Source organism: Paenibacillus taiwanensis DSM 18679 (genome assembly GCF_000425125.1).
In the GTDB taxonomy this organism is placed as follows: Bacteria; Bacillota; Bacilli; order Paenibacillales; family Paenibacillaceae; genus Paenibacillus_B; species Paenibacillus_B taiwanensis.
Genome location: NZ_AULE01000031.1, coordinates 96523 through 109770 on the forward strand (window position 1 = coordinate 96523; position 13248 = coordinate 109770).

A 13248-nucleotide genomic window follows, 5' to 3' on the forward strand; every position below is an offset into this window, starting at 1 on the left:
AAAGGAGCTTTATCGCATGCGTATAAGAAAGCCGAGAAGTGCCTTCTCCTTCTTGGTCCGAATCGTCCTGTCGGTCTTGTTAATACTCCAAGCATTTCCTTTAAATATGCCCGTAATAGAAGCCGCGGGTGCTACTATCATTGAAGTTAATTCGTTCGCGGATACGATTGATATCAGCGATCAGGATGGAAAATGTGCGGACAGCTTCAATCAATGCAGCTTACGTGCAGCCATTATGGAGAGCAACCGCACTCCTGATCTCACTACCATTTTGGTCCCTATTGGTGTCTATACACTGACACTTGCAGGCACTGACCATACGGGACTTGCCGGAGATTTGGACATCCACAGCTCGGTTATGATCAGGGGTATGGGGGCAGATCCTGGTCAGGTGATCATTCAAGCAGGTGCTTCCCCTGCTGGCAGTATCGATCGAATATTCGAGCTAGTAGGTTCCCTATCGCCGGATGAACCTTTGACTAATGCTAACGTTACAATTGAGAATGTGACGCTGCTAAATGCTAAAGGAAAAGACGAGTATGGCGGTGGTATTTCCGCTTATGTTAATGGTGGCTCGTTAACCATTCGCAACTCCATTTTTAAGCACATTGAGTCCAAAGAAAGTGGAGTAAGCTTGGACGTCGGCGGCTCTGCCCTGTACTATGGCGGCATCAACGGCGCACATTTGATTATTAGCGGCTCAACGTTTAGCGAGAATCGTTCAACTTCTAATGGAGGAGCTGTGTTTATTACAGGTGCAGTAACTGCTAACCTCCAAAATAATATATTTTCAAATAATACAGCCTCACGCGCTGGCGGAGCGTTATATGCAGACAGTCAATCCGCCTTAACACCAAGCTACATTAATATCGAGAACTCTTCTTTTATAAACAATGCAGCTTCTGGTTATCCAAGCAGTCGTGGTGGCGCCCTGACGTTATATTCAATGACTGGACGTGTGGTACAGTCCACATTTGTCGGCAACTCCTCTTCTGCAAGTGGCGGAGCGATTAGTATAGAATCAGGATCACCCGTTACGCTTACTCAAAATACGATTGTCCACAATCAAGCCACCGTATCAGGTGGCGGCCTGTGGGTACAAGCGAACAATTCCAAACTATCGCTGCACAATAACATCGTTGCAGAAAATACGAGCGTCGGCGGTAATATTGCGGGAGCAGCCATACAATCTGCTCAACATAATTTGATTGGTCCTGGCCACAGCACCTTAACTACAGATGTGGGTAATCAGTTTGATGTTATCAGTGCGGGCTTAGGTCCGTTGACTACTACTGCTGCTGGCAAGCTGCCACATATGCCACTGCATATGGATAGTCCAGCTATTGATGCTGGCAACAATTTGCTTGTGTTAACCTCAACAGATATGGATGGGGGCACACGGATTTTAGATAGTGCAGATGCAGATACTATTGCAACGGTTGATATCGGAGCTATTGAAGCGCATCCTACCCTATCGCCTATTACCGGACAGCAGGTTACAAGTGGCGGCTCTGTCCATATTCCGTTTAGAGTTGGTGATGCAAGCCGAGGCGTAAACGTCACCGCAGTGACTTATGATCCTTTACTGATTTCAAGCACAACAGTCACTGGTTCTGGACAAGAGCGGACGCTTGAAATCCACACCGTCGCGGGCAAATCGGGTGTAGCAACGGTTGTGCTGGCAGCAACCGCACTTGACGGAAGGACAGGCACACGCTCCATCGATGTGACGATAACTGCTATTCCGGATTTGACACTTTCGAAGACACATACCGGCAATTTCAAGCAGGGGCAGACAAATGCCAGCTATACGCTAACTGCGAGTAATATAGGTGCTGCTGCTACCTCAGGGCTCGTCAAGGTCACGGATACGCTGCCGCCAGGCCTTATCGCCAAGTCTATCTCAGGCGCAGGTTGGACGTGCACAGTTGGTACAGTTACGTGCACACGCAGCGACGCTTTGGCTGGTGGAGGCCAATATCCACCAATCACCCTACTCGTAGACGTGAATGGTGTGCCGTCAACTGCCATTAACCGTGCCGAAATATCTGGCGGCGGAGACGGCAATTCGACGAATAATATGGTCGAAGATCCGACTCTGATTGAGTCCGGCGTGGACCTGACTCTTAATTTGGTGCCACAGGGAGCTTTCCGTCAGAATGAGTCAGGAACTTATATACTTAGCGTGACAAATCAGGGCTCCTATAAGACCGATGGCTCGGCAGTCGTGGCATCGTTTACCGTACCTGCATCATTTACGCTTACTGGATTAAGTGGTTCAGGATGGTCCTGCTCTGTTGCAACCTCCTCCTGTACGCGTACAAATGAACTTCCTGTCTCAGCCAGTTACCCGAGCATTACAGCCCAGGTGATGGTTGCGGCCAATTCACCCGCCAGCGTAACGATGGGTGCAGCAATTACTGGTGGAGGAGATACCAGCTCGGCCAACAACACGACTTCACTCGTTACTGTTATCGAACAAGTGCCGGACATTACCCTTCAACTGCAATCAAACGATACTTTTACTCAGGGTGATAGCGGCAAAATAGTCAAAATTGAGGTTCGGAATGAAGGTGATGGAGCCACAGCAGGCGCCATTAATGTAACGCTTCAAATTCCATCGGGGCTTCAATTGACAGCACTAAATGGACAGGATTGGAGTTGCAACCAGACCACTAAATTGTGCACACGAAATACTGCCATCCCACCACATAGTTCATCAACGATAACGGCCGAGTTGGCAGTAGATCCTACCGCGCCTGCATCCATTGAGCTAAAAGCAGCCGCGTCGGGCGGTGGCGAGCAGAACACGACTAATAATGCGGCGACCTATCACGTTCAAGTAGTGCAGAAGCCGGATCTCGTACCATCTATTACAGCAGTTGGCCCGTATGCACAGCACCAGAGCAGTGCCAAAGTGCTCTTAACGGCCCAAAATAACGGCACAGGCCCTTCTTCAGGCACAATAACATTGAAGGTTACTCCTCCCGCTGGCTGGACGCTGGACAGTTGGAACAACAGCACGGGCTGGTCATGTCAAGTTAACACTAGCTCTTGTTCCTACGCTGGCGCAATTGATGCTGGAACTGCTGCACCAGACGTGGGTGCCGTCTTCCGCATTGCAGATCATGCACCAGCAGCAGCGGTCATCAACGTAGAAATACAGGGTGGCAGTGACGTGAACAACGTCAATAATACGGCTAGCAAACAGGTAACAGTCAAGCAGTTAGCTGATTTGAAACTAGCGCTTATTGCGGACAGTACTTTCCGCCAAGGGCAGCAGGACGCCTCTTACAGGCTGACGGTGTCGAATATAGGCAGCGGCCCTTCTGAAGGCAGCGTTAATGCCAAGCTCGAACTACCGTCACAGCTCATATTAAAGCGTTTAGTTGGCATAGGATGGTCCTGTGACGTAGCGACAGCCCAATGTACGCGCAGCGACGTCGCACAACCCGGTGGCAACTATACGGACATTGTTGCCACCGTCGCGGTTGCGCATAATGCCCCTGCCACGCTGACTGCCAAAGCTGTAGTAAGCGGTGGGGGCGAGGTTCTTACAGCAAACAGCGACGCTGTGGTGGACACTACAATTACACCAGCAGCAGATTTAGCAGCATGGTTACAAGCGTCGGGCACATATGAGCAAGGGCAGCAGCAAGCCGAGATGACGGTTACTGTAGCCAACTATGGACAAGGGTCTACGAAAGGTACTGTACATGTCCAACTGGACTTCCCGCAAGGGTTACAATTGCTCACAGCTACAGGTAACGGCTGGTCATGCGACCTTACTCAAAAGCAATGTATACGTTCGGATGAACTGACCCAAAGCCAAGCCTACCCTGCCCTTCTGCTTCGCTTTAACATTCCTTGGGATGCCTTGGCATCCTATGTGATAACAGCGGAAGTAAGCGGAGGTGCAGAAATAAATGACGCCAATAATAAGGCGTCACTGCAAGCTGCCATTAAACAGCTGCCCGACTTAACGTTACAATTAAGTCCGAGCGGCACCTTTAAGCAAGGGCAAAGCGACGCCAAGTATGGAATCACTGTCCATAATAAAGGCGCTGCCGCAACGACTGCACCTATATCTGTGCAGTTGCAGCTACCTTCTGATTTGACACTAGTCAAGGCTGGCGATTCGCAATGGACTTGTGACACGAGCACCAGCACATGCGTTTACAATGGAGTTGTCGATGTCGGCAAGTCTGCTCCCGTACTAACCGTCACGGTTAAGGTCGCGTCTAACGCGCCGGCGACGTTATCCGCACGTGCAACGGTTAGCGGTGGGGGCGAGAAACAGATCGCTAACAATACAACCAGCCACCTTACCACCATCACACCTGTAAGTTCAGGTGGGGACAACGGATCTGGCTCTGGTGGGGATTCTGGTTCAGGAACCGGGAATAACAATGGAAATACAGGCACAGACGGGTCTAACGGCAATGGAAGCGGCAATGGAGACGGAAATGCCAATGGTAACACCGGCGGCAAAGACGGTGAAGGCTCGATCAAACCGGATACTTCCTTACTCGATATTAAAGGGCATTGGGCCGAGAGCAACATTGTTAGCCTGATCCAGAATAAGGTTATTAACGGGTATGCGGATCGAACATTCCGTCCAAACAACTCTATCACACGTGCAGAATTTGCGGTCCTGCTGGACAGGCTCCTCCAATTAGAAGGAGCTGCATCTGCTCCTAGCTTTACGGACAAACCGTCAATTCCCGATTGGGCAGCGACTTCTATTTATCGGTTGTACAACAGAGGCATTGTGAAAGGGTATCATAACGGGCAGTTTAAGCCTCATGCCTTCATCACTCGTGCCGAAATGGCAACGATGATCTATCGTGCATTTACGCCGTCTGCCGCAGTCAGCAAGCTTACATTTACGGATGCAGACCTTATCCCGACCTGGGCAGGAGATGCGATCCAAGCCTTATACAGCGCTCATATTGTTACAGGTTATCAGGATGGCAGCTATCGCCCGCACAAACAGACTACTAGAGCGGAAACAGCAGCCATTTTGTACCGAATGACTCATAAAAAGTAGCACAAAAGGCCTTCTGACCAATAACTGGCAGAAGGCCTTTTGCGCTGCTGAGACAACATACTTCCCTCCGCATAAGCCTATGCATATAATAACGCAGCATAATGAAAGCCCATACACGGAGGTGTCCTATGGGAATAGAACTTGCAGCCATACACGGTATATACGTCCCATTTGTCGCGCTGATTATCGGTTTTCTAATTTGTCGGAGGGATACGACCCTGATTTGTATTGTGGGCATATGCGCCCTCGGATGGATGGCGGGTGGCTCGCTTATTACAGCCGTCAGCGGTATATTTTCCAGCTTCGTTTATGCCATTAAAGAATTACTCGGCACGATTCTAATTATTTCGATAAGAGTTGGCTTGCCCGCGCTGGCAGTGGCGATGTCTATGAACCTGTTCGGTCACGGCATCGCCCTCTCAGGCGACTTTATCATTCAAGGCGCGCCAAAGCTTACAGCAGATGCAGCCAATCTCCCTGTAGCAAGCGTTATTGCCGCTAGTGTACCACTAGTGCTCGTCATGGGGATCGTTACGACATGTTCCGCCTTCTGGTTCATACGACGCGATATGAAAAGCGGCAAATTAACGCTGACTTCAGGCCAAGCTTCTCCTATCGTTGCCTCATCACCTACACTCCTAATTGCCCGTACTTTTATAACTTCGTATTCCTAGTAGCCAAAGGATATAAACAACAATAAAAAACAATATTCCAATGATCAAACTCATTGATCCGATACTTGCCGTCCAAGGAGCCATTGTGTCACTTTTATCTAAAAACCACTTCGCCGGATAATACGTAATAAAAGAGAGCGGAAAAGCAGTGAAAGCCCATTGAACAGGCTTGTTGTATAGGCTTAGCGGATAGCTCAAAAAATTAGCATTGATCACCCAACCAAAACGCACTAGCGCGCTCGTGTTAACCAACCAAAAGCTTAAAGCCGCCCATAAAAGAAGTAATCCGCCTTGAATTAAAGCACCCGCCACTAAAATTTCAATGAATTGCAGCACTTTGAATAGTGACCACGTGAGTTCGATATGTTCAAAGCACCACCAAAAAAGCAAGGACGCGACACCAAAGTGAGCAATTGAAGTCAGTTCCAACTTTCCACATATGACTTGAAGCAGAAGGTTATGCGGCCTGATAAGCAAAATATCAAAGCTCCCATGATGAATTAGACTGGAAAAATCACGAAAACCAGCAAAAAAGAAAATCATGATGCCATAAGAGAGCGTAAATAAACCATACATAAAGCTCACTTCATAAATACTCCACCCCCCAATCGAATCAAAGTAATTCAGAGTAATCCATAAAGCAAGCAACTGCACCATATAATGAAATATAACGGTAAATATGGTCAAAAAGTAATTAAATCGATAGCTATGACTCGTTTTCACCTGCATGATCATCGATTTATAATATAGTAATAAACTATGCACTTCTTAACCTCCATTTACGCAAATTCGTTTTACAGCTCGCCTCCACACCCATATCGACACCAACTCCAATACCACGATCCATATCACTTGTATCGCTATGAATTTTAGCGATTGTGCACTGTCAAAATTTCCTAAATAAATATTAATAGGAACAAACACAATCCCTGCAAATGGGAGCACATATACGATGGCCACCAATGATTTTGGGAAAAACCATAGAGGAATGAGCGTACCAGATAATAACCGAATCGTTTGATCTTTAAATACACTTAAGCTAAATAAGTTTGTCACCCAAAATGCCATAAGAGCAACGATATAATTCATATAAAAAACGAGTGAAAAGGAAAAAATAAGACTTACAATAAACAGAAACAAAGAGGCATAAGATTTGGGTAGAGATACCCCGATCCATAAACTTACAGTTAGAAAAATAGGGATCGTTCTCATGAGAAGCGTACTTGCAAACCGCCCCACTTCTTGAAATAACATATTCACTTTGAGGGGAATGGGGCGAAGCAGCTCACCTGCAATTTCTCCATTAAGAACCTTCTGTTGAATTTGAGTAACAAATTCCATATCTATTCTGACAATAATTCTCGATAAAGCCATATAGGCGACAAGTTGTTCTACTGATATCGGAGCATTCGTCCCCCCGCTGCTATAAAGTGCCTTCCATAGGATGATGCCGAGTAAAACCAAAATAAATTCTGTTATAAGATCTATGAAATAGTTAGCTCTGAACACAAGCGAGTTAAGAAAAGACTGTCTACTAATGACTAAAAACGTTGAGAAATAGGATGGCTTATTCATTCCTACCTCGCTCCTCATATACCATTCGCATTAAATGTTCAATTTTCGGCTCCTCAATTTTGCAATCCATCACGGGGTAGCATTCTGTCATTTTCTGAATCAGTTTCGTTGCACTTATACTATCTTTGTTAAATAATATTTTGGCTTGGTTATTTTGGTTTTCTACCAACACACCGTGATCAACCTGTAAATTATCGACATGGTGTTCGAATTGAAGTAATAACATTCGTTCTTTCCCGTACTGGTTCACAAAATGTTCCATCGGTGAATCAAAAATTAGCTGTCCATGATCAATCAATATTAAGCGCTCACAAACTTGTTGAATATCATCCATATCGTGTGTCGTTAATATAATCGTTGTCTGCTTTTCCTTATTAATCTCTCTTAGAAAAAGTCTAACCTGTTCTTTCGCAACGACATCCAAACCAATCGTAGGCTCATCTAAGTAGACAATTAGCGGCTCATGAAAAAAGGCACAAGCAATTTCGGCCCTCATTCTTTGTCCTAAGCTCAATTGGCGAACTGGCGTAGAATAAAACTCATTTAGTCCCAGTAACTCTACCATCTTGTCTAAATTTTTTTTGAACATAGGGTAGGGAATTCGATAAATGTGTCTAAACAACTCAAACGATTCCCTAATCGCTAAATCCCACCACAATTGAGATCGTTGACCAAATACAGCACCAATCATCGAAGCGTTTTTCAGTCGATTGTGATACGGCTCTACATGATTGACTAATACCCTGCCGCTTGTGGGGTACAAGATACCTGTCAGCATCTTAATTGTCGTAGACTTTCCAGAACCATTCGGTCCTATATAACCTACAGACTCGCCTTGATTAATTGTGAAGTCTATACAATTAACGGCTTCTTTATCCACCCATTGAGGTGCAAAAAGATCTGCGACTCCCCCCAATAGACCTTTCCTAGAGTTTTTCACCTTATATACTTTGTATAATTGTTCAACTCTAATAAGCCCCATATGCTCTCCTTTAATCAAATAATTAACATCACGCCTCCAATCATACATGAAAAAATTGACAAATTAACAGTACTAATCAACGATTTTTGATATAATTCAACCCTATTTTTTGTGAGCTTATTTAAAAGGAGATCCATACAACAACAGCTCCCATATGAAGAAGGGAGCTGTTTAAGGATACGAATTATATAATTATGTGGCCGCTCGATATTGTTCGGCTTTATCCCGCATGCCTGCTTCGATAGCTTCAGCATCGTCTAGCCCATTTTCCTTCGCATACTGTCGAATATCTTGCGTAATCCGCATGCTGCAAAACTTCGGCCCGCACATCGAGCAGAAATGGGCACTCTTCGCGCCTTCGGCAGGCAGTGTCTCGTCGTGGAACTCTATGGCGCGTTCCGGGTCGAGTGACAAGTTAAACTGATCACGCCACCGGAATTCGAAGCGTGCCTTCGATAACGCATCATCACGTCGCTGCGCTCGCGGATGTCCCTTCGCCAAGTCAGCTGCATGCGCCGCAATTTTGTAGGTAATGACCCCTTCACGCACATCATTTTTATTTGGCAAGCCAAGATGTTCCTTCGGTGTCACATAACACAACATCGAAGTGCCAAACCAGCCGATCATAGCTGCACCGATTGCGGAAGTAATATGGTCATAACCTGGGGCGATATCAGTCGTTAATGGTCCAAGTGTATAAAAAGGCGCCTCCTTGCATATTTCCAGTTGGAGGTCCATATTCTCCTTAATTTTATTCATCGGCACGTGACCAGGCCCTTCAATCATCACCTGTACATCGTGCTGCCATGCGATCTCCGTTAATTCGCCCAACGTCTTCAGCTCAGCAAATTGCGCTTCGTCATTGGCGTCATAAATGCTGCCTGGACGAAGTCCATCTCCTAACGAAAAGGCAACATCATACTGTTTCATAATTTGACAAATATCATCAAAATGCGTATATAAAAAGTTCTCCTTATGATGCGCCAGACACCACGCTGCCATAATCGAGCCGCCACGCGATACGATGCCCGTCATCCGCTTAGCTGTCATCGGAATGTAACGCAGCAGCACACCAGCATGAATCGTAAAGTAATCTACCCCTTGCTCGGCCTGCTCAATTAAAGTATCGCGGAATACTTCCCAGGACAAATCTTCTGCCTTGCCGTTCACCTTCTCCAGCGCTTGATAAATCGGCACTGTTCCGACCGGAACGGGGCTGTTGCGAATAATCCATTCCCGAGTCGTGTGAATATTTTTTCCAGTAGATAGGTCCATAATCGTATCGGCGCCCCAACGAATGGCCCACGTCATCTTCTCTACTTCTTCCTCGATCGAAGACGCTACAGCAGAGTTGCCGATATTGGCGTTAATTTTGACATGAAAATGTCGCCCGATCATCATCGGTTCGCACTCAGGGTGATTAATATTAGCGGGAAGTATGGCACGTCCTGCTGCAATCTCAGCACGTACAAATTCCGGCGATAACCCTTCGCGAATAGCTGCAAACTCCATTTCAGGTGTTACAATGCCACGACGCGCATAATGAAGCTGTGTCACATTGCACCCCGATTTCGCCCTAAGCGGCACATGGCGTTCCGCCGGAAATAGCTCAGCACCTGCAATTGTTACCGCTTCGATTGTTCGGAAGCCGTTGTCCTCAGGACGGATATCTCGTCCCTGATACGCCTCTACATCACCACGCTCCGAAATCCAGGCTTGCTTGATACCGGGTATCCCTTTACGGATATCTACTACATATTGAGGGTCTGTGTATGGACCGCTAGTGTCATAAACACGCAATGGCTCGTTCATCTCCACACCGTCTGGTGTCTCAGTGTCCGCGAGTCTAATCTTGCGCTCTGGCACCTGAATGTCTGCTCGCGACCCCTCCGTATACACTTTAGTGCTATTCGGAAAAGGAGCGCACCACTCTCGAACGTCTGCATCCATATGAGAACTATTTTTGTATCCATTTGACATCATGATTCCTCCTTGTACTTTCCAAACCCGATTGAAGGTTCATGCGGACTATGCAGCGCTGAGGATTATGCGGGTACTTGCAGCGAACAACATGCTGCAAGTGAAGCGACAGGGAAACGGAAAGGAGCGGCGCATCAATATCGTCCTGCGGAAAACAGAAACGTTGATCTATCTAGCCTAATTTCCATTTCAAAGGTGAACGTGACACTAGACAATATGAACAGCCGCATACACCATTACGATCATAACAAATAGAAAAGCCGATCCCCGAAGGAACCGGCTTGAATGGCGTCAACGAACTGCCTCAAGATGCAACAAGCGGTGACAAGTCACACAAGTTTCGCTGCATCCATCTCAAGTGCCGATTACTTCCCTACGCTGGTATAATCCAGATCAGGTGCAAAGGGTTTAAGATCTTCGTTGCGATCTTGTCTCAGCCCACGCTCGGGGCTCCCCTAGTAACGCATGATTAAATTGGTTGGAAATAATTAACGATTTAATCTATATTAAGATACACGAAATTAAAACATTTGGCAAGACACAATTGATGTCCAATATGTCGCTCTAGGTTATAGCTCTCATCATCGTTTGCATCCGTTGAGCTGCTGCCATCAATTGCGGCGCATACTCACGCATCATCTCCACCGACATTCGGCTGACTGGGCCAGATACAGACAACGCTGCTGTCAATTGATGATTCCGATCAAAGATCGGCACCGACACAGCAGCAGCACCCGGCTCCCGCTCTTCGACGCTAAGCGCATAACCCGTTTGCCTCACCTCTTCAAGTTGGTGTAAATAAGATTCGCGATCGATGGAAGCGGGCCAAGTGGATTCTTGTACAGCTTCTTCCCGTTCAGCAGAATCCGCAAAAGCCAGCAGCACCTTACTGGATGCGCCAACATACAACGGCAGGCGGGCGCCCACAGTGGCTACACGTCGAATCGCCTGCTTACTTTGGACAGCCTGAATACGAATGCGGTTATTCCCATCGCGAACGTATAGACTTACCGTCTCCCCTAGTTGTTCACGCAATCGTTCCATCTCTGGCAGCAGCAATTGGGCGGGATCATCCACTTCCGTCAAATTTGCCGCAAGCTCCCAGATGCTATAACCTAGTCGAAACTTATCATTATTACGTAAAATAAAGCCGCGCTCCTCCAACGTAGCCAACAGTCGGTGGACAGTGCTCTTATTTAACTCAATTCGAGCCGCAATCTCGGTCAAACTTAAGTCCTTCTCTCCAGCAAAACACATTAATATATCAAGCGCGCGTTCAACCGCGCGGACGGTTTGCTTTCCTCCGCGTTCTTCCATCTTATACCGCCTTCTTCCGTTTCATTCTATGAAACCTCGTTACATCTAGTATAACTCTCCTGTTCATCAATCGTAAAGTATCCTTTCTCATTCATATTATGACGCCTTCCTGCTCACTAGTTCTAAAAATACGTACATCTCTCAACGCTGCTGAGTTATTCCTGGACTTTAGTCCCTCTTTCGACATAAACGCCTATCTGGCCCCCTTATGTTACGGGATGATTACATTATCCTTACAAATCACTTAGAACCGTTGCTATGATAGGCTTCCCCGCATACGATAGACATAGAAGAACAACATTCAGATTTCGTCATACTTTGAGCTGCAACTATCGACATTTTCGATAACAACTCTTTCAAATAAGACTTAGGCCCTAGCCTTTTCTTTTATCGCCGAGAAGACATAACTAACGAGCATGACCAGTGAAGCCTATTTATCCAGCATTCACTCGCAAAAGGAGGGCACCATTATGAACACACCTGTGACGACGACTTCCCCAGCTGTACAGCCAGAATGGCTTGCTCCTTTAAGTCCCAGCTCTTTGGCAGCTAAGCGATTGCGGCTTAAACACGTAGCCATTGCCCTCTCATTGTCGATTCTATTTGCGGCTGTTATCATTTTTCTGGCCCTCCATGCCTTTATTGCTTGGATGTTTGCCAATCCTGAAGTACCGCCGTTGTTCTCTAATCCATTAGCCTCAAAAGGGATGAAGTATGATACCGTTACCTTCCCTGCTCGGGACAAACATACATTAGTTGACGGATGGTACATTCCAGCTAGCCAAGCTTCTGAACGGACGATCGTATTCAGTCATGGCTACGGCGCCAATCGTGAAGAATATTGGGTCCCTATGTATGACTTGGCTCAATACGCACATCGGCTAGGATACAATGTTGTTATGTTTGATTATGGTTTTGCTTCAGAGCAGCATAAGACAAAAGCAACAGGTGGCCGTTTGGAGAAGGAACAACTCCTTGGGGCGGTAGAACTGGCTCAGGCACGTGGTGCTAAAGAAGTTATTGTATGGGGCTTCTCAATGGGAGCGGGAACTGCATTACAGGCAGGACTTGTTGAAAATAACGGGATTGATGGTATGGTTCTTGACAGTACGTTTCTGTTGGAGCCCGATACACTGTATCACAATTTGCAGCAATTCGTTAATGTGCCTAAGCATCCTTCACTGGACATACTGCGCGGCATGTTCCCGCTACTTAACGATACAAGCTTGAACCAGATCCCTTATAACGAAGTAAAAAAGCATCAGTATCCGATTCCAACTTTGTTTATTCACGGCACGGACGATACTAAAGCACCCTATACGATTGCTGAACAAATTGCGGCTAACCAAGATCCAGCGCTCTCCTCCTCCTGGATCGTCCCGCAAGCCCAGCATGAGATGGTTTACCGAGCGCATAGTAAAGATTATTTGCGTCAAGTGTCCTTGTTTCTGGAGCGCACAGAGGAGCGAGAAATGCTGCTTGCGATGCGCAATGAACATCGTTAGCCTTGTTAACACCATAAATCTCACTAGCACAATGAATCTCATTAGCACATCAACCTTATTAATACCATTAACCTTGTTACCAAAGTGAAGCTGATTAATACCATTAACGCATACCGTTACAACTTAGGTGCAGAATGTGCGGATTATCAGTATGCTGGTGCGGTA

The 13248-nt window shown here is 46.5% G+C and carries 8 protein-coding genes, 1 pseudogene and 1 riboswitch; of the genes and pseudogenes, 4 read left to right on the forward strand and 5 right to left on the reverse strand.

All coding sequences use genetic code 11. The features are described from left to right. The first annotated feature begins 16 nt into the window (after positions 1 to 16). Both H509_RS0108085 and H509_RS0108090 read left to right on the forward strand, forming a co-directional pair. Entirely contained in the window at positions 17 to 5050 is a 5034-nt protein-coding gene (locus H509_RS0108085) for an S-layer homology domain-containing protein (protein ID WP_028544641.1), read from the forward strand. 128 nt (positions 5051 to 5178) lie between these two features. Next, positions 5179 to 5688 (forward strand): annotated as a pseudogene (locus tag H509_RS0108090) (hypothetical protein); the annotation flags it as partial. Here the strand turns inward: H509_RS0108090 and H509_RS0108095 are convergent. From H509_RS0108095 to thiC, 4 genes are all read right to left on the reverse strand, one after another. After that, a complete protein-coding gene (locus H509_RS0108095; protein WP_169450871.1) occupies positions 5689 to 6381 on the reverse strand; it encodes an ABC transporter permease in 693 nt (230 codons plus the stop codon). A 111-nt stretch (positions 6382 to 6492) separates the two neighbouring features. Continuing rightward, entirely contained in the window at positions 6493 to 7299 is an 807-nt protein-coding gene (locus H509_RS0108100) for an ABC transporter permease (RefSeq protein WP_028544644.1), read from the reverse strand. After that, a complete protein-coding gene (locus tag H509_RS0108105; RefSeq protein WP_028544645.1) occupies positions 7292 to 8281 on the reverse strand; it encodes an ABC transporter ATP-binding protein in 990 nt (329 codons plus the stop codon). The genes H509_RS0108100 and H509_RS0108105 overlap by 8 nt, the downstream gene beginning before the upstream one ends. A gap of 192 nt (positions 8282 to 8473) precedes the next feature. Continuing rightward, a complete protein-coding gene (thiC, locus tag H509_RS0108110; RefSeq protein WP_028544646.1) occupies positions 8474 to 10231 on the reverse strand; it encodes a phosphomethylpyrimidine synthase ThiC in 1758 nt (585 codons plus the stop codon). A gap of 42 nt (positions 10232 to 10273) precedes the next feature. Here thiC and H509_RS24655 point away from each other — a divergent pair, with 42 nt between their 5' ends. Then, on the forward strand, positions 10274 to 10516 hold the full coding sequence (locus H509_RS24655) for a hypothetical protein (protein ID WP_157277546.1): 243 nt from the start codon (positions 10274 to 10276) through the stop codon (positions 10514 to 10516). Between the two features lie 98 nt (positions 10517 to 10614). Further along, positions 10615 to 10728, reverse strand: a riboswitch (TPP riboswitch). 97 nt (positions 10729 to 10825) lie between these two features. Here the strand turns inward: H509_RS24655 and H509_RS0108115 are convergent. Next, positions 10826 to 11578: an IclR family transcriptional regulator gene (locus H509_RS0108115; RefSeq protein ID WP_028544647.1), complete on the reverse strand. Its 753-nt coding sequence runs from the start codon at positions 11576 to 11578 to the stop codon at positions 10826 to 10828. A 470-nt stretch (positions 11579 to 12048) separates the two neighbouring features. Here H509_RS0108115 and H509_RS0108120 point away from each other — a divergent pair, with 470 nt between their 5' ends. Further along, on the forward strand, positions 12049 to 13083 hold the full coding sequence (locus H509_RS0108120) for an alpha/beta hydrolase (protein ID WP_028544648.1): 1035 nt from the start codon (positions 12049 to 12051) through the stop codon (positions 13081 to 13083). Positions 13084 to 13248: the final 165 nt, after the last annotated feature.